The sequence below is a fragment of the Jeotgalibaca sp. PTS2502 genome (assembly GCF_001975685.1).
GTDB lineage: Bacteria > Bacillota > Bacilli > Lactobacillales > Aerococcaceae > Jeotgalibaca > Jeotgalibaca arthritidis.
In genome coordinates, this window is record NZ_CP019433.1 from 1,883,115 (window position 1) to 1,908,637 (window position 25,523).

Annotated in this window: 23 protein-coding genes, 1 pseudogene, 1 riboswitch and 1 other annotated feature; of the genes and pseudogenes, 17 read left to right on the top strand and 7 right to left on the bottom strand. The window is 39.7% G+C overall.

The genetic code is table 11. The features are described 5' to 3' along the window. Positions 1-1,074 (bottom strand): methionine ABC transporter ATP-binding protein, encoded by a 1,074-nt coding sequence (locus tag BW721_RS09480; protein ID WP_076768176.1) that lies wholly within the window; start codon positions 1,072-1,074, stop codon positions 1-3. Between the two features lie 358 nt (positions 1,075-1,432). Continuing rightward, positions 1,433-1,699 (bottom strand) — a binding site (T-box leader). A gap of 172 nt (positions 1,700-1,871) precedes the next feature. Here BW721_RS09480 and BW721_RS09485 point away from each other — a divergent pair. From BW721_RS09485 to BW721_RS09515, 7 genes are all read left to right on the top strand, one after another. Next, entirely contained in the window at positions 1,872-2,393 is a 522-nt protein-coding gene (locus BW721_RS09485) for a GNAT family N-acetyltransferase (protein ID WP_076768178.1), read from the top strand. Then, a complete protein-coding gene (locus BW721_RS09490; RefSeq protein ID WP_076768180.1) occupies positions 2,377-3,537 on the top strand; it encodes an aminotransferase class I/II-fold pyridoxal phosphate-dependent enzyme in 1,161 nt (386 codons plus the stop codon). Before BW721_RS09485 ends, BW721_RS09490 begins: the two co-directional genes overlap by 17 nt. Before the next feature lie 109 nt (positions 3,538-3,646). Then, positions 3,647-3,753, top strand: a riboswitch (THF riboswitch). Positions 3,754-3,795: 42 nt separating this feature from the next. After that, the gene (locus tag BW721_RS09495) at positions 3,796-4,344 is read left to right on the top strand and encodes a folate family ECF transporter S component (protein WP_083686848.1); all 549 of its coding nucleotides are present in this window, start codon (positions 3,796-3,798) and stop codon (positions 4,342-4,344) included. 177 nt (positions 4,345-4,521) lie between these two features. Further along, positions 4,522-5,397, top strand: a complete 876-nt coding sequence (locus BW721_RS09500) for a serine hydrolase (RefSeq protein ID WP_232222914.1) — start codon at positions 4,522-4,524, stop codon at positions 5,395-5,397. Positions 5,398-5,413: 16 nt separating this feature from the next. Continuing rightward, entirely contained in the window at positions 5,414-6,388 is a 975-nt protein-coding gene (locus BW721_RS09505) for a Gfo/Idh/MocA family protein (protein ID WP_076768184.1), read from the top strand. Between the two features lie 242 nt (positions 6,389-6,630). Continuing rightward, positions 6,631-7,929, top strand: a complete 1,299-nt coding sequence (gene purB, locus BW721_RS09510) for an adenylosuccinate lyase (RefSeq protein ID WP_076768186.1) — start codon at positions 6,631-6,633, stop codon at positions 7,927-7,929. Further along, positions 7,926-9,182, top strand: coding sequence for an adenylosuccinate synthase (locus BW721_RS09515; protein WP_076768188.1), 1,257 nt, complete (start codon positions 7,926-7,928; stop codon positions 9,180-9,182). The genes purB and BW721_RS09515 overlap by 4 nt, the downstream gene beginning before the upstream one ends. Positions 9,183-9,467: 285 nt before the next feature. On the opposite strand, the gene BW721_RS09520 is transcribed toward BW721_RS09515, so the two are convergent. Continuing rightward, complete coding sequence (locus BW721_RS09520) at positions 9,468-9,653, bottom strand: hypothetical protein (RefSeq protein ID WP_076768190.1); 186 nt, start codon at positions 9,651-9,653, stop codon at positions 9,468-9,470. A gap of 121 nt (positions 9,654-9,774) precedes the next feature. On the opposite strand from BW721_RS09520, the pseudogene BW721_RS09525 reads away from it, so the two are divergent. The 3 genes and pseudogenes from BW721_RS09525 to BW721_RS09535 form a co-directional block, all read left to right on the top strand. Next, positions 9,775-11,144: pseudogene (locus BW721_RS09525) on the top strand (6-phospho-beta-glucosidase); the annotation flags it as partial. A 309-nt stretch (positions 11,145-11,453) separates the two neighbouring features. Beyond that, positions 11,454-11,975: a VanZ family protein gene (locus BW721_RS09530; protein WP_076768192.1), complete on the top strand. Its 522-nt coding sequence runs from the start codon at positions 11,454-11,456 to the stop codon at positions 11,973-11,975. Between the two features lie 86 nt (positions 11,976-12,061). Beyond that, complete coding sequence (locus tag BW721_RS09535; protein WP_156892233.1) at positions 12,062-12,484, top strand: hypothetical protein; 423 nt, start codon at positions 12,062-12,064, stop codon at positions 12,482-12,484. 193 nt (positions 12,485-12,677) lie between these two features. Here the strand turns inward: BW721_RS09535 and BW721_RS11650 are convergent. The 5 genes from BW721_RS11650 to BW721_RS09565 form a co-directional block, all read right to left on the bottom strand. Continuing rightward, positions 12,678-14,122 (bottom strand): IS3 family transposase gene (locus tag BW721_RS11650; RefSeq protein WP_442905233.1). Its coding sequence is split into 2 segments (ribosomal slippage): positions 12,678-13,577 and positions 13,580-14,122, totalling 1,443 coding nucleotides; the frame shifts between segments, so codons are not numbered across the junction. Positions 14,123-14,191: 69 nt separating this feature from the next. Continuing rightward, positions 14,192-14,815: a hypothetical protein gene (locus BW721_RS09550; RefSeq protein ID WP_076768197.1), complete on the bottom strand. Its 624-nt coding sequence runs from the start codon at positions 14,813-14,815 to the stop codon at positions 14,192-14,194. 5 nt (positions 14,816-14,820) lie between these two features. Further along, a complete protein-coding gene (locus BW721_RS09555) occupies positions 14,821-15,588 on the bottom strand; it encodes a hypothetical protein (protein WP_076768199.1) in 768 nt (255 codons plus the stop codon). 152 nt (positions 15,589-15,740) lie between these two features. After that, positions 15,741-17,102, bottom strand: a complete 1,362-nt coding sequence (locus BW721_RS09560; protein WP_076768201.1) for an HD domain-containing protein — start codon at positions 17,100-17,102, stop codon at positions 15,741-15,743. A gap of 17 nt (positions 17,103-17,119) precedes the next feature. Continuing rightward, positions 17,120-17,953 carry a lipoate--protein ligase family protein gene (locus BW721_RS09565; protein ID WP_076768203.1) on the bottom strand — a complete coding sequence of 278 codons (834 nt, stop codon included), beginning with the start codon at positions 17,951-17,953 and terminating at the stop codon, positions 17,120-17,122. Positions 17,954-18,109: 156 nt separating this feature from the next. Between BW721_RS09565 and BW721_RS09570 the strand changes: the two genes are divergently transcribed. The 7 genes from BW721_RS09570 to rho all read left to right on the top strand — a co-directional run bounded on the left by BW721_RS09570 (position 18,110) and on the right by rho (position 25,478). Then, positions 18,110-18,541 carry a DUF1934 domain-containing protein gene (locus BW721_RS09570; RefSeq protein ID WP_076768206.1) on the top strand — a complete coding sequence of 144 codons (432 nt, stop codon included), beginning with the start codon at positions 18,110-18,112 and terminating at the stop codon, positions 18,539-18,541. 43 nt (positions 18,542-18,584) lie between these two features. After that, positions 18,585-19,178, top strand: coding sequence for a DNA-directed RNA polymerase subunit delta (rpoE, locus tag BW721_RS09575; RefSeq protein ID WP_335617485.1), 594 nt, complete (start codon positions 18,585-18,587; stop codon positions 19,176-19,178). A gap of 162 nt (positions 19,179-19,340) precedes the next feature. Further along, positions 19,341-20,930, top strand: a complete 1,590-nt coding sequence (locus BW721_RS09580; RefSeq protein WP_076768210.1) for a CTP synthase — start codon at positions 19,341-19,343, stop codon at positions 20,928-20,930. A gap of 135 nt (positions 20,931-21,065) precedes the next feature. Next, complete coding sequence (gene fba / locus BW721_RS09585; protein WP_076768212.1) at positions 21,066-21,923, top strand: class II fructose-1,6-bisphosphate aldolase; 858 nt, start codon at positions 21,066-21,068, stop codon at positions 21,921-21,923. A gap of 73 nt (positions 21,924-21,996) precedes the next feature. Next, positions 21,997-22,785, top strand: coding sequence for an AAC(3) family N-acetyltransferase (locus BW721_RS09590; RefSeq protein ID WP_076768215.1), 789 nt, complete (start codon positions 21,997-21,999; stop codon positions 22,783-22,785). A 125-nt stretch (positions 22,786-22,910) separates the two neighbouring features. Beyond that, on the top strand, positions 22,911-24,176 hold the full coding sequence (locus BW721_RS09595) for a UDP-N-acetylglucosamine 1-carboxyvinyltransferase (protein WP_076768217.1): 1,266 nt from the start codon (positions 22,911-22,913) through the stop codon (positions 24,174-24,176). 42 nt (positions 24,177-24,218) lie between these two features. Next, on the top strand, positions 24,219-25,478 hold the full coding sequence (gene rho / locus BW721_RS09600; RefSeq protein ID WP_076768219.1) for a transcription termination factor Rho: 1,260 nt from the start codon (positions 24,219-24,221) through the stop codon (positions 25,476-25,478). The last annotated feature ends 45 nt before the right edge of the window (positions 25,479-25,523 follow it).

Here is a 25,523-nt window from a genome sequence, read left to right on the forward strand (position 1 = left end):
TTATTCACCATCTTCTTTCTTTTGACGTTCTTCGATATACTCTGCAGAAATAATGGAAACTGTCACATCATTCGATTGCAAGTAGTCGATGGCTTCAGCAATTTTTTCAGTTGATCCTGATAAAACGAGTAATAACGTTCCAACCGGTGTTTCTTGTAAAATTTCCACATTTCCAAAGAGAATATTTCCTTGAACTTGGAAGCTATTATTCAACTTAGCAATGAGTGGCTCACTCGTTGAACCGCCAACGAAGGACAGTTTTGCTAATACGTCGGTTTCCTTCAAGTTAAGAAGGGTTGGATGAGCTAATACTGTATCGATTCCTTGATCCACATGAGTCGCTGTATTGATAAAGTCTTTTGTTAGTTGATTTTGTGGGCTAGTAAAGATTTCTAGTAGGCTGCCTTCTTCAATGACATGGCCATCTTCCATAACTGCAACCTTGTTACAGATTTCTTTCACCACTTGCATTTCATGAGTAATGATCACAATCGTCAGACCTAAATCTTTATTTAGTTTTTTCAACAACTCTAAAATAGAAGAAGTTGTCTTAGGATCTAGGGCACTTGTTGCTTCATCACATAGTAGAATTTCTGGATCATTCGCTAAGGCACGCGCAATGGCAACTCGTTGCTTTTGTCCACCAGAGAGTTGAGACGGATAAGCATCTGCTTTATCGCCTAGCCCAACAAGGTCTAATAGTTCGAGCACTTTTTTACTGATTTGGCTTTTTGTGAGCTTCGACCGTTTTAAGGGGAAAGCCACGTTATCGAAAATAGTTCGAGATCCCATCAAGTTAAAGTGTTGGAAAATCATCCCGATTTTTTTACGAGCTTGTCGTAACTCTTTTTCACTCAAATCAGTGATAACTTTCTTATTAATCACCACTTTGCCACTGGTTGGACGTTGGAGTAAGTTAATCGTTCTAACGAGTGTACTCTTTCCAGCACCACTGTAGCCGACAATCCCGTAAACGTCACCTTTATTAACGTGTAGTGAAACATTTTGTACGGCTTTAATTTCTTTTTGTTTGTCACCTTGGAAGATGACTGAGACATCTTTTAAGTCAATCATATATGTTCCTCGTTTCCTGTTTAATGAAAAAGACACCCGTCTGGTACCTTCTATATGTTATATGAAGTATACCAAGGACGCGTGTCTGATGCACCGTGTTACCACCTTGTTTTAGCTTTTCCTCACAGAAAAGCTCTTAGGAAGTGGCTGTGCCACTTCATCGCTGTAAAGGGCGAACCCTCCAAAGGCTAACGTCTCCGCTCACCTTTGCCGCTCCAAGGCCATTTCCTCGTTTTTCTGCTACCTGCTCTCACCACTTCAGGCTCTCTTTGAAACATCTTAAACGGTACTTACCTTTTCTACGCGTCAAATCAATATAATAAAAAAATCTCGTCCAATCAACACAAATAGACTGTGCTGAAAGGACGAGAGTCAACGTTTCATCTCGTGTTACCACCTTAATTTACAAAAGTATCACTACTCTTGCCTCTATCAGTACCGCCACGAATTGCCATGACTGATACTGGGACACTGTAACGGGCGTTCCCGTCCTACCCTAAAGGTTTCCCTACTCGGATAAGCCACTCAGAGACCATCTTCAGCTACCTGTTCCTTGCTTGCTTTCACCTAACCAAGCTCTCTACAAAAGGAAAGAATACCTTACTCTTCTCTTCAAAGTGTTTTTGCGATGTGCTTACTATAACCAATTTCTCATTTACTGTCAACATCATTTTTCAAATCTTTTTTCTTTTTCAGAAAAAGCACGTCTAAACCTTATTATATAGCAATTAAAATTAATCATTTAAAAATAATGGAAAGACTGCTACAATGAAAAAATAACAAAAAATGAGAATTTGATGAAAAGAGTGAAGACGTTGGTAGAACAAGCATTCCATATTCGACTGGCAGAGCGTCAGGATGTAGATATTATTTTTAACTTTATAAAAGCATTAGCTGATTACGAAAAAATGTCAGATGAGGTTGTTGCAACATCTGAAAGTTTGGAGAAGTCCTTATTCGATGACAAGCATGCAGAAGTCTTAATCGGAGAAAGAGATGGAAAGGCGGTAGGATTTGCACTGTTTTTCCATAATTATTCAACCTTTTTAGGTAAAGCAGGCATTTATTTAGAAGACTTTTTTGTTTTAGAGGATGAGCGTGGTAAAGGCTACGGCAAAGCGCTCTTTCAAGAAGTTGCTAAAATTGCTGTTGCGCGTGACTGTGAGCGGATGGAATGGTCGTGTCTGGATTGGAATAAGCCGAGCATTCAATTCTATGAATCGCAAGGGGCAGTTGGGATGACTGACTGGACGGTTCACCGTTTATCTGGTGAAACTTTAAAAAAATACGGAGGCGATGCTTATGACACTAACTACTAATCAACAATTAGATAAAATTCAACCGTCAGCAATTCGGGTATTTGACCAGCTGTTCAGAGGTATTGACGATTGTATTCTAATGACTATTGGTGAACCCGATTTTAGTATGCCCGAACACGTTAAGGATGCTGCTATTAAAGCAATCCAAGAAGATGAGTCTCATTATTCCCACTCGATGGGAGCGATTGGTGTCCGACAAGCTGTCGCTGACTATTTAAAACGTCGCTATCAGTTAGACTATAATCCAGAAAGTGAAATTTTAATGACTGTTGGCGCAACGGAAGCAATCTCGACCGTTCTAAAAGCGATTTTGAATCCAGGTGAGAAAATTATTGTGCCAACGCCAGGCTTTCCTTTATACAAATTGTCGGCAACCATTGCTTATGGAGAGACGATTGAGGTGAATACTTCTGAAAGTGGTTTTCTATTAACGGCTGATCAGGTTCATCAAGTAATGGCTGACCATCATGATGTGAAGGCGATTGTCTTGAACTATCCGAGTAATCCAACTGGTGTGACTTATACGCCGGATGAATTACAAGCGTTGGCTGAAGCCATTCGTCAATATGAGGTATTTGTCATTAGTGATGAAATTTACAGTGAACTAACTTATGATCAAGAGCATCTATCTATTGCCCGCTTGTTGCCGGAGCAAACGATTTTAATTAGTGGGGCATCGAAGGCTTTTGCCATGACAGGCTGGCGTGTCGGCTTTATTGCCACTCAGGAAAAATGGTTGCCACCTATTTTTAAAACACACCAAATGGCGATTACGACAGGTGTGACTGTTTCTTATAAAGCAGCAGAAGAAGCTTTCAATAATGGGGCAGAAGCCGTTGCCTTAATGAAAGCAGAATATGAGAAACGACGAGATTATTGCGTCGGTGCCTTAACCAATCTAGGCTTCGAATTAGCAAAACCAAGCGGGGCATTTTATTTATTTATTAAATTACCCCAACAGTTTGGTAAGGACGATCAGGCCTTTTGTCGCGATTTAGCAGAAAAGGGAAAAGTGGGTTTGATTCCAGGAAGCGTGTTTGGTCCTGGCGGAGAGGGTTATGTTCGGATGAGTTACGCCCTGTCGCAAGAAGGCATTGAAGAAGCGATGAAACGGATAACGAATTATATGGGAAAGAGTGAATAGAATCGGAAAAAGTAGGTTCTATTCACTCATCCATCGCCGTTTGCTATCTTGCGGTTGTATTTCAGCTCTATCCGTTGTAAAATGCATGTAATCCCGATATGGGAAATAAATCAGAGTAGAGAATGAAGCGTTAAGTGTCGGATGGATGGGATGTTGCCTCCGAACGAAAAGTAAAGGGAGACCTTTATTTGCGGTTTTGTTCTTGCATTCGCTGCATATGAGAAATCGTGTAGCGGCTCTATAAAGGAGTTGCGGTTCATGGAAAATAAAAAATCCGTGTCCATGTTCATGGCCAGAGACATTGCTGTCATTGGCTTAATGATTGCTTTGAAAGTGGTATTAACACGCTTTTTAGCAGTCGAAACCCAGTTTGTAAGAGTTGGGTTTAGTTTTATACCAACCATTTTGTTGGCTATTATGTATGGGCCTTGGGTAGGAGCTTTTTCTGGTGCCTTGGCTGATGTTGCTGGCTTTTTCCTTTTTCCAAAAGGATTTGCCTTTTCACCTGGTTTTACAATTTCAGCTGCGGTAGCACCGATTATTTATGGTATGATTTTATATCGTAAACCACTGACTCTCAAACGCATTATGATGGCGTGTTTGGCAGTAACGGTTATCGTCAACATCGGTATGAACTCATTATGGCTGCGTATTTTATACGATCAAGCTTTCTGGGGTATGTTACCGATTCGTTTAGCTCAAAATATCATTACCCTCCCTATCGAAGTAGGGATTATGTACTGGGTGCTGAAAAATGCCTCGATTAAACGGGCAATGAAAGACTATCCGATTCACTGGATAAATTAAATAGAATAAATAAAGCTAGCCATATACTGCATATGGCTAGTTTTTATGATTAGATAATCGTTTTTAAGGTAGAATTAAGGGATTTATGGTATCGTTTTAATAGAAGAACGATCTTAGGAGTAAATTATGAGTAAAAAAAGGAAATTCCATGTTATATTTTCTGGAATAATGATAGTCATGTCATTAATTATTATTTTCGCTTTATCACATAAGAAAAGTTTAGTACTGGGAAACAGTAAAAATGAGCTAGTCGCATCGGCTAAAATTATGATCGATCATAATAAAATGTCAGACGGTGACTACCCAGCAGATACAAGTATAGAAGATGTCGTTCAAGGAATTATGGCAGAATTTAATGTTCAAGATGATCAAGTCTCCATTGTGTATGAGGATCTTAAAAAAGGTAACGATTATCGTTTGAATGAGGACGATTTAGTAACGGCCGCTAGTACGATAAAAGTAGGTATTGCAGCGATTTTTGTTGATCAAATTGTGGCTGGAAACTTAACGTGGGATAGCGAGTTGCCTTACTACGATGGCTACTATGAATCCGGGGATGGCGCAATCACAAATTCAGAAAAGAAATACAGCTATACGGTTGAAGAAGTAATGGATCAAATGCTAACCTATTCTGATAATACAGCAACCAATATACTGGCCTTTTACTATCGCGACACATTTAGTGACTACCGCCAAGCAATTCTAGATTTCAGTGGTGAAACAGATATTCCGCTAGAAGCCTTTGAGAACAACGAAACGACAGCTGATATTTTAGCCGCCATTTTAAAACGCCTGACAGAAGATGAGCGTTACCAACTAATTATTGATGTGATGCTACAGGCGCAGGATGGTTTCCGCTTAAAGCAATATGTGACGACGGGTATGGCAGCAAAATATGGGAGTTACGGCGCATGGCAGCACGATACAGGCATTTATTATGAAGACGAAGAGGCAGTTTACCTTTTAGTCGTTCTAACGTACGGATTAGAAAATGTCGATGAATTTATGGGAGAATTAAATTATCAAATTAAAGAGTGGCAACAATTACAATAATAATGGAGGAATAATGATGACGAATCAAACACTAAACTGGGCAATTGTTGGAACAGGAACGATTGCCAAAGAGTTCGCAGGACAATTTTCGGCAACTAATGCCCGTTTATATGGCGTCTCTTCGCGTCGTGAGGAAACAGCCCAAGCATTTGCTCAAGAGTTCAAACTTGAAAAAGCTTATAGCAGTTTTGAGAACTTGCTAGCTGATCCAGCGGTGGATGTCGTTTATATTGCGACACCCCACAATACCCACTACGACTACATGATGGCAGCTCTTGAAGCAGGTAAACATGTCGTCTGTGAAAAAGTAATTACAATCAATAAAAAGCAGTTAGATGCTGCCTACCAATTAGCTAAAGAAAAACAAGTCTACCTCTTTGAGGCAATGACCATTCATTTTATGCCACTTTACCAAAACCTCTTTGATTGGTTAGCGAAAGAAAAATTAGGCCCTCTAAAAATGGTGCAAGTGAATTTTGGTAGCTACAAGGACACTGATCCAAGGTATTATTACTTTAATAAAGAATTAGCGGGCGGCGCACTCTTTGATATTGGGGTTTATGCTTTGCATTTTACCCGTTGGTTCTTATCGAGTCAGCCGACAGAGATTCAGTCGATGGCTCACTTGCATCAATCAGGTGTTGATGAAAGTTCTGTCATTATGCTGAAAAATAAAGAAAATGAACTTGCTAATATTTCATTAACTTTCCGAGCGAAATTGCCCAAGCAAGGGATTGTCGCTTACGAAGAAGGCTATGTTACGATTACGGATTATCCACGCTCAAACCGCGCTGTTCTGACACGTAACACAGGTGAAGTGAGTGTATTTGAACAAGGTAAATTGGAAGAAGGGCTAGCTTACGAAGCGGAGGCAATTTCCAAACTGATTATCAGTAAAGAAGGAAATCCATACATCGATTATTCCTTAGATGTTTTAGCGATTATGGATGAGGTTCGTTCACAATGGGGATTGGAATATGATTTTGAATAGTCATGAATGAGACGAGAGCTGGGAGAATTTTTCCAGCTCTTTTTTTTCTCACAAAATACCACTCTTTCATAAATTAATTTATTTAATAAATGAACAGCTAAACAGAAGCGATTTGAGGCAGATACGACTTATCAATCATTTGTTGAGGTTGTGAAAAAAATACTGGAATGTTGACCAGAATTATTTTTTCATTGAAAATAGTCCTAAATTGACGTAAACTAATTGCGAAAAGGAGTGGTCAAATGATTGAACGCTATTCGTTGTCACCCATAAAAGAATTATGGGATTTGGAAGCTAAGTACCAAAAATGGTTGGATGTGGAATTGGCAGTTATAGCGGCTTTTGAGGAAGTGGGAATCTGCCCACCAGGCACGCACGATAAGGCCAAAGCTGCTGCAACCATTGACGTAACTGCTATTTTAGCGGAAGAAGAAATCGTCAACCATGATTTCATCGCTTTCGTTAACTGTGTGACAAGCCCAATGGGGGATGAAAGTCGCTTTTTCCACTTAGGTTTAACCAGTTCAGATGTGGAAGATACCGCAACTAGTTTATTGTTGCGTGATGCTTTGGATATTATTTTAAAATCTCTTAGCGATTACCGCCAAGTTTTGTATCAAAAAGCCAGTCAATACAAAGACACCATTACAGTCGGACGTACACACGGGATTCACGGTGAACCAACGAGTTTTGGATTCAAGCTGTTAGGCTACGTGGCTGAATGTGATCGAAATATTGACCGCATGAAAGCTGTTCGTACCGCCCTTTCTGTTGGAACTTTATCGGGCGCAGTTGGTAACTACGCGAATATTGACCCAGAAATTGAACGATTGGCATTAGCTTACTTTGACTTAACGCCAACATTGGCGGCCACTCAAGTGATTGCTCGTGATACTCACGCGGAGTTTATCCATGTCTTAGCTCTAGTAGCGTCATCCATTGAACGTATTGCGGTAGAAATACGCCACCTTCAAAAAACAGAAGTCTTAGAAGCTCAAGAAGGCTTTAAAAAAGGCCAACGTGGCTCATCAGCTATGCCGCACAAAAAGAACCCGATTTTGTCAGAGCGTTTAACAGGTTTGTCTCGTATGGTTCGTGCGATGGTGCCAATTGCTTATGAAAATATCGTCCTGTGGCATGAACGCGACATCTCGCATTCATCAACCGAACGCTTTATTTTCCCAGATGCTACTCAGATTGTGTTTTATATGACGGAAAAAGCACAAGACTTACTCCAAAATCTGATTGTTAATGAAGACCGTATGCTTGAGAATCTGGATGCCTCTTATGGGCTTGTCTATTCGCAACGCGTTATGCTGGCACTCATTGATAAGGGACACAGCCGTGACTATAGCTACACATTAGTTCAAAAAAATGCCCTCCAGGCTTGGGATAGCAGATCATCCTTTAAAGACTATTTATTGAAGGATGAAGACATCATGGGAATCTTGACGGAATCTGAATTAGATCACTTATTTGATCCAACATTTTATACAAGAAACATCCACTCTGTTTATAGAAAGTTTGAGGAAACCAAATGAAAAAATTAGCGATTGTAGGAGCACAATGGGGAGACGAAGGGAAAGGGAAAATTGTTAACCACTTTTCCAAAGCATACGATTATATTATCCGCTTTTCAGGAGGAGCCAACGCTGGCCATACGATTTACTTTAACGGTAAAAAATATGTCAACCATTTGTTGCCATCCATTTCACCTGAAACAAACTCAATCGGAGTTCTATCAAAAGGGATGGCCTTAGATCTAGAACAAATGATTAAAGAGTTAGAAGTCTTGGAAGCTGATTTTAAAGGTATTTCAAAACGCTTTGCCATTGATAAAGAAATCTTCTTAGTCTTGCCTTATCACAAAGAGGAAGATGCTGTTTTAGAAGATATGCGTAAATACCCAATCGGCACAACCAAACGTGGGATTGGCCCTAGCTTTGCGGACAAAGTTTCCCGTGAAAACATTCGCTTAATTGACTTATTTGATGAAGAGCGTCTCTATGAACGACTAGAAAATATTATTTACTTAAAAAATAATGTCTACCAAGGGAAATTGAATCTGGATACCGATACGGTTTATCAAACCATTTTAGCGCAATTTCGCCGTATTCAAGAATTGGGATGCCAGCTGACATCTAGTTCTGAACTGTATGAAGACTTGCAAAATAAAAGAGTCTTATTAGAAGGCGCGCAAGGTATTATGCTAGATATCGACTCTGGTACCTATCCATTTGTGACGAGTAGCCAGACAACAGCACATGGTGCATCAACAGTTGATTTAACTCTAACCGAAGACGACAATGTTATGGGTGTTGTTAAAGCCTATACCACTCGCGTTGGTGAAGGTGAGTTTCCAACTGAACTTGATGGTGAAGAAGCAGATCGATTGAGACAATTAGGAAATGAATACGGTGCAACGACTGGTCGCGATCGCCGCGTAGGCTGGTTAGACTTACCACAGCTGCGCTATGCCATCCGCAAGTCTAAATTAAATGGCATTGTATTGACAAAAGGTGACGTTTTAGATGGTTACGATACTGTGAACGTTTGTGTAGGCTACGAAATTAACGGCGAAGTGAAGGCAATGCCGATGATTGCTGACGAATTCCGTCACGCAAAACCAATCTACAAAACCTTAAAAGGGTGGAAAAACGTCTTTGATATTCATTTCTTGAAATACATTACCTTTATCGAACAAGAACTTGGTTTGGAAGTCGATTATATTTCTTACGGACCAAAAACTGAAGACATTATGGACAAAAAAACATTTATCCTGCATATGGATTAACCATTTCTGAAACCAAGGCGCAAAGCGCCTTGGTTTTTTGCTAGCAATGTACGATACAGCTTGGAAAAATTGTCTGTATCGCACATTCGAGAGCCCACATGTAAGATACAGACCTCTCGAGCCTAGCTGTATCTTACATATGACGGTCAAAATGTGCGATACAGCGAAAATTTTTAGGCTGTATCGACAAACTTTGCCAACAAAAAAATACGCCCTCAAAGTTAGCGTGTATAGTCTAACTTTGAGGGCGTATTAGTTTTAAGTAGGATTTGATTCGCTTGATTATTATAAATAATTAAAAGGATTGAGCAATTCGAGAAAAAAAGTCCAAAAGGTATCTTTGAAACTTAAGAGGAAGCCGTGTTTGCGCCATTTGATGAGAGCGACAATAAACGCAATCAATACACATACTAAAAAATAAATCACTAAAAAAATGAATACGACAGTCAAATGATCGATTAACGTTGACATAGGACACCTCCTTCTCTTTTTTTATAGTATAACGGTTTCAATTCTTAAATAAAAGCTGGTTATACTCGATGGACCTTTATTGAAATCTAGGTTATAAGGAAGAGAGATAACGATTTCATCCAATAAAGGTGGCCGTGGCTTAGCCAATGTGGATGTGGTGCCGATCGGTAAGGACCGCTACCCCATTATCACGGGTCAGATGAAGATGGTTGATTTTGACGATGAGCATTTTTATCCAGCTAAAGAAGCCATTGATATGTACCACCGTTATAAAGAGGATATTGCCTTGTTCGCGGAGATGGGCTTTAAGACCTATCGTTTGTCGATTGCGTGGTCGCGGATTTTTCCAAAAGGGGACGAAGCGGAGCCAAACGAAGCAGGCTTGCAGTTTTATGAAGATGTCTTTAACGAATGCCGCAAGTATGGCATCGAGCCGCTCGTTACCATTACCCACTTTGATTGTCCGATTCACTTAGTGGAAAACTATGGGGCTTGGCGCAACCGCAAGCTAGTTGGCTTCTACGAGAATTTATGCCGAGCTATTTTTACCCGCTACAAGGGGCTAGTGAAGTATTGGCTGACTTTCAACGAAATTAACATGATTTTACACGCACCTTTTATGGGGGCAGGCCTTTATTTCGAAGAAGGTGACAACAAAGAGCAAGTCAAATATCAAGCGGCACACCACGAATTAGTGGCGAGAGCGATTGCGACCAAAATTGCTCATGAAGTGGATCCGGAGAACCAAGTGGGCTGTATGCTAGCAGCTGGCGGCTACTATCCCTACACCTCAAACCCCGAAGATGTCTTTGAAAGTCGGAAAAAGATCGGGAAAATTATTTCTTTATTGATGTTCAATCACGCGGAGAATACCCTGCCTACGCATTGAAAGAGTTAGAACGACAAGGTATTCAGATTGAAATGGAAGCGGGCGATTTGGAACTTCTCAAAGCCCATACCGTTGATTTCATTTCCTTCTCTTACTACTCCTCTCGTGTAGCAACCGCGGACCCAGAGTTGTTGGCGAAAACTGAAGGTAATATTTTTGCGTCAGTTAAAAACCCCTATCTAGAAGCGAGTGAATGGGGTTGGCAAATTGATCCATTGGGCTTACGAATTACTATGAATGATCTGTATGACCGTTACCAAAAACCATTATTTATTGTCGAAAATGGCTTAGGTGCAGTTGATGTGCCGAATGAAGATGGTTATGTCGAAGATGATTATCGTATTGATTATTTGGCAGCCCACATTAAAGCCATGAAAGATGCCGTTGAATTGGATGGCGTTGACTTATTGGGCTACACCACTTGGGGCTGTATTGATTTAGTTTCAGCTGGAACAGGTGAGATGAAGAAACGTTACGGTTTCATTTATGTTGACAGAGACAATGAAGGTAACGGCACGCTAAAACGCAGTAAGAAAAAATCATTTGACTGGTATAAAAAGGTTATAGCTACAAATGGTGAAGACCTATCAAACAATAACTAGCTCTTCAAACAGCCAAGGCGCTCTGCGACTTGGCTGTTTTTGCTAGCAATGTAAGATACAGCTTGGAAAAATCTGCTGTATCTTACATTCGATAGCTGAAATGTAAGATACAGACTTCTCAACTAAAGCTGTATCTTACATATGACGGTCAAAATGTGCGATACAGCGAAAATTTTGAGGCTGTATCGACAATTTCAAACAAAATGTCCTGCCTTTTTTAAAAAAAGGTTACATCTTAGTGACTATACTAGAAACCAGAGGTATTTTTTGTTATTTTAAAGCAATGAAAACTTTTGAGGGGTGGCCGCGTTGAAGAATAAAGAAAAATTAGGGAAGTGGCTATTCGTTCTCTATCTCTTCGCAATTATCTGGATTATTTTATTTAAATTTCAGCTTCATCCAGATGATATTAAACTATTGAGCGATGAAAATTTTGGTACTGTTAATTTAGAGCCGTTTCAGGCGCCTAAACGCATTAATGGCCGCATTGATTATACGGAAATTATTTACAATGTTTTGATTTTCATTCCGTATGGCTTGTTGTTTCCCGTTGTTAGCAAGCATTTATCCACCTTTAAAAAAATCATTATGATGCTAGCGACCACAATGGCGCTAGAAGGGTCACAGTATTTATTTTCACTAGGAGCCTGTGACATTACCGATGTCATCACCAATCTATCCGGTGGTATCATTGGTCTAGCGCTTTATGCGATCTTGCGGTTAGTCTTATCCGAAGAAAAAGCAGACCGTTTTTTGATTAAATCAGGCTATCTCTTTTACCTTTGCTTTTGGATGATTTACACCTTTTTTATAAAAAGTATTCATATATGACTATTTTGTGAGTTTTTGATAAGAAAGTGATACACTAGAGCTAATAGTTTAGAATGGAGAAGATGGTAGTGAAAAAGGCAGAGAAAATGACAAATCGAGTAAGCAAAAAAATAATGATGATTGCCCTATTATGTCTATTTGCGGTGCCGACTATCGGTTACCTTATTGTTCAAAGTTGGGAGAGCAATTTGATTGTTGATTTGGGCAATGTGGAAAATGCTGCTGTTTCCTTGAATGGGGATTCATTGAGTGAGAACAGTATAGTGACGCTCCATGTTGGTTTCAATCGATTTTATGATTATGGCGGATACGAAGTAGAATGTTCGGTTGACAAGCGAATTGCAAGAGTTGAGCTCTACAAAGATTTTTCTTTTGCCCATCCATCTAAAGATCTCTTCATTGAAATTCCTTTAACAGGCCTATCTAACTATGATGATATTAACGAAATCCACTTGCACCATTCTAAGAAAAAACAAAGTAAAACCATTTATCTAAAAAATGAACTATAAAAAAGCTGAGACGCAATTGTATAGTGGACCCAAAAAGTTAGACTAAATTTTATGAGAGTTGACCGATTGGTCAGCTCTTTTTTAATACATGCAATTTGGCTTAATTCCTGTTGTCGACAATACTTCTCATAAATTTCAATCTATCAAGAGTAGTAGCGGAGCGACTCTTGATAGATTGAAACTTTATGTGAAACTATGAAAAGACAATGGAATTAGTATATTGGCTGCGATACTGGACGGGGCTTAGCCATCCTAGTTTCTCTTTAATTCGTTCTTCATTATAATAGTTAATATAGGTGGTAATTGATTCAGCCAATTCTTCAAAACTATGATAAGTTTGACCATAATACATTTCTTGTTTGAGTATACTAAAGAAATTTTCCATTGGTGAATTGTCATAACAATTCCCTTTTCTAGACATACTTTGGAAGATATCATTATCTTTTAAAGTTTTTGAATACCGTTTCATTTGATAAGCCCAGCCTTGGTCTGAATGAAACGTTCTTCTGAATATGCAATCATTTGTACGTTCTATAGCTGCCTTCAAAGCTTCCATCATACTTTCACCGTTTGGCCGTTTTGTTATTTGAAAACTGATGATTTCGCTATTGAATAAATCCATATAAGGATCTAAATAAAGTCTGCCTGTCTGAGTGTTGCCTAACTGGTCCATATAATAGTATTTGAATTCAGTTGTATCAGTCGTAATTTTTTGATGTGGAACTGATGTGTTAAAACGTCGTTTTAAACGATTTGATGCTACTTTCCCTACAGTCCCCTTATAAGACTTATACTTTCTGCTTTTGTGTGAGAAGGCAGTTACAAGAATGCCTAATTCACGCATTAAGCGTAATACTTTCTTCCGATTTATGTGATAACCTAATTTTTTTAACTCGGGAGTCAGTCTTTTATACCCATAATCTTTATTTTTCTCTCTTAGTTTTAGTAAAGCATCTTTGTAAACTTTATCCTTGTCTGGGCGTTTAGATTGCTTCCTAATATAGTGATAAGTTGCCTTTGGAAAGCCAGTTACTCTCAAAATATCAACTAATTTGAATTTATTAATATTATGGAGATTGTAGATTGCTTGAACTATTTGTTTCTTTGTTGCTGTTTCTCTGCTTCCTGCAATCTCCCTAATTCCTTTAAAAATTCATTCTCGATTCTCAAATCACGATTTTCGTTTTCAAGTTGTCTCAGACGCTCAACGTTTACATCTTCTCTAGTTATATTCTTTGGATCCTGAAATACTTTCTTATCAGCTTTCTTCCGTCTACCCATTTTCGGTGGCCTACCTCTCTGTTCTGATAAGCCATCGACGCCTTTCTTGAGGATAGTAGTGCGCCAATTACAAATTAAACTAGGGTTATTCATCCCTAATGAATTGGCTACTTCTCGATAACTCATCTCTGTTGTTTCATATAATTTTACAGCACTAAGCTTAAAATCAACAGAGTAATGAGTTTGATTCTTACTACGTTTCAGTCCTTCGATTCCAAATTGTTGATAGCTATTAACCCATCTTCTTACAATAGATTCTTGTATATTATATTTCTTTGCTACCGCTAGGTAGCCACCATAGTTCCCCAGATAATGTTTTACAATTTCCAATTTAAATTCTAGTGAATATTTTGCCATAAAAATAAACCCCCAAAAGTTAGATTTTTGGTCTAACTTTTGGGGGCCTCTACATTGTCTCAGCTTTTTCTACTTCACAATATCAATGGTTATCGCATCAATAGGTGCTGCCTGTCGTCCAGAAGGTTGCGAGTAAATGCCTACCAGCGAGCCAGAAGGTGTGTATTTTTTCCAATAAAGGGTGCCGCTAGAAACGGCTGCTTGCTGATAGACGGCTATGCGAATATTTTCGTCGGGTAATAAAATTTCGGGATCAAGCGGATAGGCTTGGTCAAGATTGGTTACAATCGTATCTTTGGCAGTTTGTTCTAAGGCATCACTGATTTGCTTGAGAAGCGGTTTTTGAAAGGCAGATTGCTTCATGACGCTACCGACTTGCCAGTTAACAGGAACCAATGTCATTTGAGAATATTGAACCGTTACATCGCCAGACGATTGATTGGTTACCGATAGTTGGTCAATGAGCTTATAACGCTCAATTAAAGAAATACTATCTTGTTTATAATAAAGCGGTAGATAAGAGTAGCCATCTTTAGGCGGGCTTACGTTTTCACCAAACTGTTCGATGTCATCAACAGTTGTCTCTGATACAACATTGATTGTGATGTCTTCGGTTGTGGCTGCTTGTATTGGGCTAGGTAGCAGAAGTAACAGTAATAAGCAGGCAATGGTTTGCTTAAAAAAAGCGGGCATGACAATCATCCTTCTATTTGTGGAATAAGTGATTCTGGCTTGTCGAGTGGATAGTCGGTTAGGCTAGTTGTATGAATGAGATAAGTATCCTGGTCGTCAGTTTGGTAATGGTGCTCGATTTTTGTTTCTGTTAAGTAACCGTCTTGGTCAATGGTATAGGTGATAGTATAAGAGCTGGTATTTTCTAGTAGTAGCAATGAGAACTCTAAGGACTGCTCATAAGCAGCGAGTATATCTTCTTTGGAATCAAGATCAGAGTCTCGAATATCATCCATGGCATCTGCCATTTCTTCCTTTAGGTCAGCAATCTGGTCAGTAATAAATTGGTCATTTAAGGTGACCGTATAAATCTGGCCATCTTTCTCAAGGGTTTGAATGTGTTTTTCTTCAAGATCACTATCAAATAGGCTAGGTAATAAGTCACTCATTTCCTGGTCACTATCTTTATTTGTTAGCGACCATTCCGAATCTAAGTCGCCACTAGTCACTTGCTCGTAGCGTTGTTTGTCTTGGTAAAGGACTTTTGTTGACATACGATCACTATAAATCGTTTCAGAATAAAAAACAGGGTCGCTATCAGTCTGGATAAAGACACCGTTTGTTTCTTGCTTGATGTCTTCATTATGGTTACCCTGATTTAAGCTAATCGTAAAAGCCCCGCTCGTTAAGGTGTCGTTTTTAGCGAAAGCGGATTCAATTTCATCAACTTCTTTAGTCGTTCCGCTACAAGCAACGAGTAGGAAAGAGCTTAGGATGGTAACAAGGATTGACATTTTTTACCCAAAACAATCATTCCTTTAGTCTCATTTAAAACTATTATACCTAAGATAGTTTTAAATGAATAGTCTGCTTATTAAAAAGATTAGAGATACAAATAAAAATCAGCAGCAATTTGAATCTCATGGATCAAGTTGCTGCTGATTATTTACCGAATAATCTCTTCGTTTTCGATATAAGAGCGGAATTGCTCTGCTAAATTATCGAATAAATTGACGCCTTCAGAAGAAAAACCATGTGTGATTTCGCGAGGAAAGTATAGTCGCTCGTCGCCACGCATTTTTCCAGTCAGAGAAGAGACAATAGCACTAACTTGAGACAGTTCAATGATATCGCCATTTTTCTGAATAAATTCAATCTGCGTTTTGCTACCAGCTTCACCTGCGCGGTAAAGGTCATAAGGCAAGTCAAAGCTATTATTTGTTGATGTATAATAATCAGGATTGTAGCCCATATTTTCAATTAAAGCTTGCAAATGTTCAATGGTCGGTAAATCAGTATCCCGTTTAAAGCGCACAGACTTAAATGGTTTCCGATTTAAGAAACGACTAGCCAAATCACTAAGGGTTGGATCGCTATCTTCACACCAGTGATTAAAATAGGTCATTAACACACCATCATCTAAACGCAAGTAATCTTCCAAGTTCCAACTGTTTTTGAAAAAAGGTTGTAAAAAAGTCGCCGAATGGTGCAAGTCGGTCTGGTCATTGAGGTAAATATCCTTAGCGCGTTTCATCAAATGATATAAGACCACTTCCATACCACGTGAAACAGAATGGAAATAAACCTGCATATACATTTGATAACGGCTCACCACATAGTCTTCAACAGCGTGCATTCCTGAAATATCGAAGGTAATTCCATTGGCATAGGGACGAATAACCCGTAAAATACGCGTTAAATCAAAGGTTCCGTAAGTTACTCCAGAATAATAAGCATCACGCAACAAGTAATCCATTCGGTCAGCATCAATTTGACTAGAAATCATTTGAACCACTTGAGGGTTAGGATAGGTTTTGGCAATGACCGATGCCACTTGCTCTGGAAAATCTTGTCCGACACTGCGCAAAACCTGGTTAACCTCTGTTTCAGGCGATGTAATAATCGCAACTGTGATTTCTTCGTGGTTTGTATCGAAAATTTTCTCGAAGGTATGAGAGAACGGACCATGTCCCAAGTCGTGCAGTAGAGCCGCACAAAGGGTAACCAAACGTTCGCGGTCATCCCATAGGCCATCGCCGTCTTCGACACTCGGGTAATTACGGATAAACTTATCGCAAATCCGTCGAGCAATTTCATACACGCCTAGAGAATGGTTAAAGCGAGAATGTTCTGCACCATGAAAGGTAAAGGAAGCTGTTCCTAATTGTTTAATTCGGCGTAGGCGTTGGAATTCCTTTGTATTGATTAAATCAAGGATGACACGGTGTTGGATATGGACATAGCCGTGAACAGGATCACGAAATACTTTTTCTTTGGCCAGCATGTCAGTTACATAATAGGTTTGCATAGGGTCACCTCGTTTTCTTATTTTCCAAACAATTGGCGATTTCTTTTTTCCATTTTAGTGTAGGCATCATGGTAGTCTGCCATAATGTCAGCTGTGTAGTCACCTTCAACTAAATGATTGCCTTGTTTAGTTAAGGTGTCGATCATCATTTGTTTTACTTGTGCGACTGTCAGTGTCGTATCGAGTAAATCGGACAGGTTAGCCATTGAATCTGGATTAACGAGAGGGAAGTTCCACTGGGTCTCTTCACCCTTTAAACCACCTTCGTAAAAGCTTTGGATTAGTTTACCGCGGCCATCCTGGTCGCCTTCGACACTCATATAAATCATAATAGCAATCCCTTTTTTAAATCGTCTTTGGGCAATTCCAGCAAATTTTTTGCCATCAATACTGAGGTCAAACTTACCTGGGCAGTAAGAATCAACGATTTCATAAGCTTCAATAGCTTTGCCGTAAGGCGAAAAAACTTGTCTAATCAAATCAACCATGACTTGATAGCCATCATCAATACTGATTTTTTCATCGTCAGCTTCCGGTAAAATAAGGGAAAAATTAAGAATACCTAGATCGGAAACAACAGCCAATCCTCCTGCAGGCCGAACGACGACTTGAGCGCCTTTGTTTTCTAAAAAGGAAACCCCATCAGCCAAGTAAGGTAGCTTGGTATCCATCATGCCTAAAATAACCATATTTTCGATTGGCCAAAAATGGGCGATTGCTGATCTATTAGGCTGGTTAACACGCCGAATGAAGGCATCACCGAGCGCAAAGTGAGCATAAGTTTGTGAGCGTAAAGGTGTTGTTGACGAGTCAAATAACTCAAAAATAGATTCATGTAAAAAGTCTGTCATAAAAATGCGTCCAATCTATGTGAAATCAGTAGTATATATAAGTTAATTATAGCAGATTTTTAAGCTAATTATTAATAAAGGAGAGTTGACCTTGTTTGAAAGAAAAAGTTATACTAGGAGTGAAAATGGAATAATGGCAAGAAAGGAGTGACAGACTTGCCAATTGATAAGAGTACAGTAGTAGAGTACCGATTAGAAACAATCATTGAACAAGAAGGAGAACGTGAGATTTTCCTTTACGAAGGCAATGGGCAAATGGTGCAAATGGGTGAATGGCTCTATTTACGTTATGAAGAAGCTGAAACCAAGCATAAGGTGACCCTAAAAGTGTCTAAGGCAGGAAAAGTAACGATTATCCGACGTTCAGAGGAAGGCATAGCAACACGTATGGCTTTTGAGGCCGGTGAAAAGGGGAATGCGCTACTGCCAACACCAGCTGGATTGTTGGAATTAGAGACAGTAACCAAACGATTATTACAAAATTATCATGATCAACCTTTTTCTGGTACAATTCAATTAGATTATGCGTTAGAATCAAATCAAGAAGTATTGGGAAATTACGGAATGACGTTGCAATTTACTACCTAAATATTGTATGATAAAGAGTAGATTTTTGAAAGGACGTGGCACGGTGAGGCTGGCGGAATTAGACGGAATAAATAAAAATGAATTATCGATGATTGAAGTGGCACATGCGATTTTAGAAGAGACCGGCGAAGTGTTGGAATTCAACCACTTGCTTGAACGTATTCAAGCGTATCTTGAGTTGTCTGAAGAAGAATTGGAAGGCCGTATGGTTCGCTTCTATACCAATTTAAACATTGACGGAAGCTTTATCTCTTTAGGAGAAAACCGCTGGGGACTACGTTCTTGGTATCCGATTGATTCTATTGATGAGGAAATCCTTTCTTCTATTGATGAAGATGAAGTACGTGTACGTCGTAAGAAACGTAAGAAACTAAATGCCTTTGCGACATCTGAAGATGATGACGTGATTGATTACAACGATGATGATCCAGAAGATACGTTTGTCTCAGATGAAGAAGAGGACGAGAGTGAAGCTGATGATGTTATCGAAGATGATGAGGCAGAGATTGACGATGATTTAGCAGATAATCTAGATGATGAGTTAGATGATGTGCCTGAAAGCATCGAAGAAGACTTAACGCTCATTGATGACGATGATATTGAAGCTGATGAAGAAGAGGAAGAAGAAGAGTTATAATCTTTTGATTGACCTCACAGTTAAATGCGAGTAAAATAATTGATGGGCTCACTACAAACCAAACGGTTACGTAGGCGCACATAAAATGATAATTCTCCCTGTTCCAGTTTTGGAATGGGGATTTTTTTATTTTTCCCTCCTAAATCAAAGGAGGTTTTACTTATGACAAAGTATGTGTTTGTATCAGGTGGCGTTGTCTCATCAATTGGGAAAGGAATTATCGCAGCATCGTTAGCTAAATTATTGAAGGAACGAGGATTAAAGGTAACCATTCAAAAATTTGATCCTTATATGAATGTCGACCCTGGTACGATGAGCCCTTTCCAACATGGGGAAGTGTATGTCACTGATGATGGAACGGAAACTGATCTTGATTTGGGCCACTATGAACGATTTACGGGAATCCGCCTGAACCGCTATTCCAATGTCACCAGTGGCCGTATTTATAAAGAAGTCATTGAAAAAGAACGCAGGGGTGATTACTTAGGTAAAACCGTTCAAGTGATTCCCCATATAACGGATGCGATTAAGGAAAAAATTGTCAAAGCTGGCCAATCAACAGATGCGGATATCGTTATTACCGAAGTTGGTGGAACCGTTGGGGATATTGAATCATTACCGTTTTGGGAAGCCTTAAGACAGATGAAGAAAACTGCTGGTCCAGATAATGTCTTATACATTCACGTTACCCTTGTTCCCTATTTGAAGGCAGCGGGCGAATTTAAGACTAAACCGACTCAGCACAGTGTGAAAGAGCTGAGAAGCTTAGGCATTCAGCCCGACTTCTTAGTCTTACGTACAGAACAGCCTCTTCCGATGTCTACAAAAGAAAAATTAGCTGCTTTTTGTGATGTCGATTTAGATGCTATTATCGAATCGCCAGACACAGCCAATATTTATCGTATCCCTTTGCTATTGAAAGATCAGAAGATGGATGATGCTGTTTTAAGTCGTTTAAAACTAAATGCGCTAGAGGGGACTTTAAGTGAGTGGGAAGGTTTTGTTGAAAAGGTAGAACAAACGACTCAATCTATTCGCATTGGTATTGTCGGCAAGTATGTGGCGTTGCCGGATGCCTATTTGTCGATTGTTGAGGCATTGAAACATGCTGGATATAGCTATGATCGACAGATAGACATCAAATGGATTGATGCAGAGTCAGTGACTGCAGAAACAATTAGCAGTGAATTGGATGATGTTGACGGCTTGCTAGTGCCTGGTGGCTTTGGCGAGAGAGGGACGGAAGGGATGATTGATGCTATCCGTTATGCCAGAGAACGACAATTACCCTTCTTAGGAATTTGTCTAGGGATGCAGCTAGCTTGTATTGAATTTGCACGGCACGTAGTGGGCCTTTCGGAGGCCCACTCAAGCGAACTTAATCCTCAAACGCCTCACGCAATTATTGATTTAATGGATCATCAAGAGAAAAACGGTGATTTAGGCGGCAGTTTAAGATTAGGACTCTATCCTTGTCAATTAAGAGCGGATAGTCTCGCTCACTCGCTTTATCAAGCAGAATTGATAGAAGAACGCCACCGTCATCGCTACGAATTTAACAATGACTACCGTGATAATTGCCAACAAGCAGGCCTTCAGTTCTCTGGATTATCACCTGACGGCCAATTAGTTGAAATAATTGAATTAAACAATCATCCTTACTTTCTAGCAACCCAATTTCATCCGGAATTTCTAAGTGGTCCTAATTCGTCCCACCCGTTATTTAGCGGTTTTATTAAATCAATCATATAAATCGGTAATAAAGTGTTCATTTTTGCATTTTAATAGGCTCATTTGGTAGTAATCCGGGACAAATTTTGTTACAATAGTCTTGTTAGTGAGTCTAAGAAACAAACAAAATGGGTAGTTCCAAGGAGGCAAAAAAACATGAGTCGGTTAGTAAGTATGACAGAAATGTTAAATAAAGCATTGGAAGGTAAATATGCTGTAGGTCAATTCAACATCAATAACTTAGAATGGACACAAGCAGTATTGCAAGCAGCACAAGAAGAAAACTCTCCAGTAATTTTAGGTGTATCTGAAGGTGCAGCAAAATATATGGGAGGTCATTTGGTTGTTGCTTCAATGGTAAGTGCATTGTTAGAAACAATGGATATTACTGTTCCAGTTGCACTTCATTTAGACCATGGATCAAGTTACGAGAACTGTAAAGATGCAATCGACGCTGGATACTCTTCAGTTATGATTGACAATTCTAAGTTCCCAATCGATGAAAACATCGCTCAAACAATTCGCGTTGTTGAATACGCTCATTCAAAAGGTGCTTCAGTTGAAGCAGAAGTAGGTACTGTGGGTGGTACTGAAGATGGCGTAACAGGCGGAATCCAATACGCAGATCCTCAAGAATGTCTACGTATGGTAACAGAAGCAAAAATCGATGCTCTAGCAGCAGCTTTAGGTTCAGTTCACGGACCATACGAAGGTGAACCAAACCTTGGATTTGACGAAATGAAAGAAATCTCTGAATTAACACATGCACCATTAGTATTGCATGGTGGTTCAGGAATTCCACAACACCAAATCCAACAAGCAATCGAATACGGTCACAGCAAAATTAACGTAAACACAGAATGTCAACAAGTTTGGACAGCTGCAGTTCGCGAAAAATTAGCTAACGACTCTAAAGAATATGACCCACGTAAAATTATTGGGCCAGGAAAAGATGCAATCGTTAAATTGGTTAAAAATACAATGAATGTATTTGGATCAAGCCAAAAAGCGTAATAGCAACTATCCAAAAGCCGGGGCTTAGGCCCTGGTTTTTTTTTATTAATGATGAGTTTAAAGGGGAATTGTTATGTATACAAAAAATGATTTCATGGTGCAACTCGAAAACCTAGGTATTGATAGAAATGGTACTGTTTTAATTCATTCATCATATAAGAGTATCGGTGACGTCGACGGCGGACCAGATACCGTTTTGGATAGCTTTATTGAGTATATGAAGGATGGGCTACTTGTTTTGCCGACTCATACTTGGGCATACATTAAGGAAGATAATCCCGTTTTTTCTGTTGAAGATTCGAAGACAAATGTAGGCGTTTTAACGGAGTTGTTTCGTAAGCGTGACGGTGCTATTCGTTCATGGCATCCCACTCATTCGGTGGCTGCTATGGGTAAAGAAGCTAGTAGTTTTGTAGAAGGGGCAGAAACATTTGATACCCCTTGTGCAAGAGATTCTGTTTGGGGTAAATTGCTAGATCGCCAAGCCCAAATTGTTTTGTTGGGTGTCGACTTAACCAAAAATACTTATATTCATGGTATTGAAGAGTGGTTGAATGTACCGGGACGCATTTCTGATAGTCATCAGCAACTCTATAGCATTTCACCAGATGGTGTAAAACATTCCGTTCCTTCAAGGCGTCATATTGGACCATCTTGGTCTGAGCACTATTGGAAAGTAGACGACCTTCTCGTAGAAGAAGGTGCTATGACCATCGGTAAGTTCGGCGATGCAACCGTTCGAGTTTGTGATGCTGCGAAGTTATATGACGTTCTTGAACCAATGATTCGACATAACAGTGATTTATTTACTGAGAATAAACCTTTGACTGATGAAATGAGACATTTCTTTAAAAATAAATAAAAAAGGCGCCTTTCTGCTGGATAAATTGCGAAATCATAGCCAAGCATTGTCTTATTTTGTTAGAATAAGATAGCGAAAGCAAAGAGCGTTATAATAAGAGATAAATCATAAAGTGAGGTCTTTTCATGAAAAAGATAGTCATCAATGGTGATAGACCATTGAATGGAGAAGTCACCATCAGTGGTGCGAAAAATAGTACGGTTGCCCTTATTCCTGCATCAATTTTAGCAGATTCAGTGGTAACTCTTGAGGGGATCCCTGATATTCAAGATGTTCATTCTTTAATTGATATTTTACGTGATTTCAATGTTGAAGTGACTTTTGAAGCCGATCGTGGTGTCCTAACCATTGACCCATCAAACATGGTTTCTATTCCAATGCCAACTGGGAAAATTAAGAACTTAAGAGCATCCTATTACTTCATGGGAGCAGTTTTGTCTAAGTTTGGTGAAGGCGTTATTGGATTACCAGGTGGCTGTTATTTAGGGCCTCGTCCGATTGACCAACACATCAAGGGATTTGAAGCGCTTGGTGCTAATGTCCGCAATGAATTAGGGGCCATTTACTTAACAACACCAGAAGAAGGGTTAGTTGGCGATCGCATTTACTTGGATGTTGTTTCCATTGGCGCAACCATCAACACCATCTTAGCTGCCGTTAAGGCAAAGGGAAAAACCATTATTGAAAATGCTGCTAAGGAACCTGAAATTATTGATGTTTGTACCCTACTAAACAATATGGGTGCTAAAATCCGTGGGGCTGGTACTGACGTGATTCGAATTGAAGGTGTGAGTCGCCTAAGTGGTTGCCGTCATACCGTCATTCCTGACCGCATTGAAGCAGGGACCTATCTAGCTGCAGCTGCAGCGATGGGCGAACGTGTTCACGTGAAAAATGTGATCGTGGAGCACATCGAAGGTCTTGTTGCAAAAATGGAAGAAATGGGCGTTAAGATGGAAATTGGAGAAGATAGTATTCTTGTCCACAAATCAGATGATCTAACAATGACACATGTCAAAACATTACCTTACCCAGGCTTTGCAACTGACTTACAACAGCCACTAACCCCATTGATGCTGAAGGCTCATGGTGATGGCACGATTATCGATACCATTTACCCCAAACGAATCAACCATATTCCTGAACTTGTTCGCATGGGTGCCCGTGCAAAAGTAGAAAGTGACACCATTATTTTAACAGGACCAAATCAATTGACCGGTGTAGAAGTGAAAGCGACTGACTTGCGTGCGGGAGCTTGTCTTGTTATTGCCGGCTTGATGGCTAAGGGAACAACCACCATTTCAGGTGTTGAAAATATATTAAGAGGTTACGACAATATTATTGATAAACTAACAGCTTTAGGTGCAGACATTCAAATGATTGAAGACTAAAACTGTTGACTATAGAAGGAAAAGGAAGGTGGGTGACCACAAATGGAAGATATGTTATCCCTTCAAGAACTGGAACAGAAAACCTTGAAAGAGATTTATACCTATGCCAAGGAATATAAAATTCCTTATTATAGCCAGATGACCAAAAAAGAACTTGCCCATGCGGTGATTCGTGCTCAAGAAGAAAAACAAGGCTTCTTTATGACAGAAGGTGTTCTGGATATTATCTCTCAAGAGGGCTATGGCTTTTTGCGACCAATCAACTATTCGCCGAGCCAAGAAGATATTTATATATCGTCTTCCCAAATTCGCCGATTTGATTTGAGAAATGGTGACAAAGTAGGCGGTAAAGCGCGGCCACCCAAAGCATCTGAACGTTATTATGGACTAATGCAAGTTAATAGCGTGAATGGTAGAAACCCAGAAGAAGCTAAGGAACGCTCGCATTTCCCAGGCTTAACGCCTATTTATCCCGACAAAAAAATTGTCATTGAAACCAGTCAAAAAAATCTATCCAACCGCATGATTGATTTGATTTCGCCAATCGGCTTTGGTCAACGTGGCTTAATTGTCGCGCCACCTAAGGCAGGAAAGACAACCTTATTGAAGGCTATTGCCAATGGTATCAAGACCAATTATCCTGATGTCGAATTGATTATGCTCTTGATTGACGAGCGTCCAGAAGAAGTAACTGATATTGAAAGAAGTGTAGATGGTGACGTGGTTTATTCAACCTTTGACCAGCAACCATCTAACCATGTTCGCGTTAGTGAATTAGTTTTGGAACGTGCCATGCGTCTAGTCGAAGATAAACGCGATGTCGTTATTTTAATGGATAGTATTACCCGTCTTGCGCGTGCTTATAACTTAGTGATTCCGCCAAGTGGACGTACATTGAGCGGTGGGATTGATCCAGCTGCACTTTACCGGCCGAAACGCTTCTTTGGGGCGGCACGAAATATCGAGGATGGCGGGAGCTTGACTATTTTAGCAACGGCCCTTGTTGATACAGGTAGCCGCATGGACGATATGATTTACGAAGAGTTTAAGGGAACGGGGAACTCAGAGATTGTCTTATCGCGTGAATTGGCTGAGCGTCGTATTTTCCCGGCTATTGATATTAAGAAATCAGGAACGCGCCGTGAGGAATCGCTGCTGACGACCAAGGAAATGGAAGGCATTTGGAAGTTGCGTAAGACCATGCGTGGCGATGCCTTAGAATATACAGAAGAATTCTTGAAACAGTTACGTACGACTAAAAATAATGAGGAATTCTCAACCCGCATTTCTTTAATGAAATAATGATCCATGCTATGATGACTGTAGCATGATTTAAAGGAGAGATAG

Bases quoted from the DNA above. Each gene is read 5' to 3' on its own strand.
- BW721_RS09480 (WP_076768176.1), bottom strand. From the start codon at position 1,074: ATGATTGACTTAAAAGATGTCTCAGTCATCTTCCAAGGTGACAAACAA.
- BW721_RS09485 (WP_076768178.1), top strand. From the start codon at position 1,872: ATGAAAAGAGTGAAGACGTTGGTAGAACAAGCATTCCATATTCGACTG.
- BW721_RS09490 (WP_076768180.1), top strand. From the start codon at position 2,377: ATGACACTAACTACTAATCAACAATTAGATAAAATTCAACCGTCAGCA.
- BW721_RS09495 (WP_083686848.1), top strand. From the start codon at position 3,796: ATGGAAAATAAAAAATCCGTGTCCATGTTCATGGCCAGAGACATTGCT.
- BW721_RS09500 (WP_232222914.1), top strand. From the start codon at position 4,522: ATGTCATTAATTATTATTTTCGCTTTATCACATAAGAAAAGTTTAGTA.
- BW721_RS09505 (WP_076768184.1), top strand. From the start codon at position 5,414: ATGACGAATCAAACACTAAACTGGGCAATTGTTGGAACAGGAACGATT.
- purB (WP_076768186.1), top strand. From the start codon at position 6,631: ATGATTGAACGCTATTCGTTGTCACCCATAAAAGAATTATGGGATTTG.
- BW721_RS09515 (WP_076768188.1), top strand. From the start codon at position 7,926: ATGAAAAAATTAGCGATTGTAGGAGCACAATGGGGAGACGAAGGGAAA.
- BW721_RS09520 (WP_076768190.1), bottom strand. From the start codon at position 9,653: ATGTCAACGTTAATCGATCATTTGACTGTCGTATTCATTTTTTTAGTG.
- BW721_RS09535 (WP_156892233.1), top strand. From the start codon at position 12,062: ATGACAAATCGAGTAAGCAAAAAAATAATGATGATTGCCCTATTATGT.
- BW721_RS09550 (WP_076768197.1), bottom strand. From the start codon at position 14,815: ATGCCCGCTTTTTTTAAGCAAACCATTGCCTGCTTATTACTGTTACTT.
- BW721_RS09555 (WP_076768199.1), bottom strand. From the start codon at position 15,588: ATGTCAATCCTTGTTACCATCCTAAGCTCTTTCCTACTCGTTGCTTGT.
- BW721_RS09560 (WP_076768201.1), bottom strand. From the start codon at position 17,102: ATGCAAACCTATTATGTAACTGACATGCTGGCCAAAGAAAAAGTATTT.
- BW721_RS09565 (WP_076768203.1), bottom strand. From the start codon at position 17,953: ATGACAGACTTTTTACATGAATCTATTTTTGAGTTATTTGACTCGTCA.
- BW721_RS09580 (WP_076768210.1), top strand. From the start codon at position 19,341: ATGACAAAGTATGTGTTTGTATCAGGTGGCGTTGTCTCATCAATTGGG.
- fba (WP_076768212.1), top strand. From the start codon at position 21,066: ATGAGTCGGTTAGTAAGTATGACAGAAATGTTAAATAAAGCATTGGAA.
- BW721_RS09590 (WP_076768215.1), top strand. From the start codon at position 21,997: ATGTATACAAAAAATGATTTCATGGTGCAACTCGAAAACCTAGGTATT.
- BW721_RS09595 (WP_076768217.1), top strand. From the start codon at position 22,911: ATGAAAAAGATAGTCATCAATGGTGATAGACCATTGAATGGAGAAGTC.
- rho (WP_076768219.1), top strand. From the start codon at position 24,219: ATGGAAGATATGTTATCCCTTCAAGAACTGGAACAGAAAACCTTGAAA.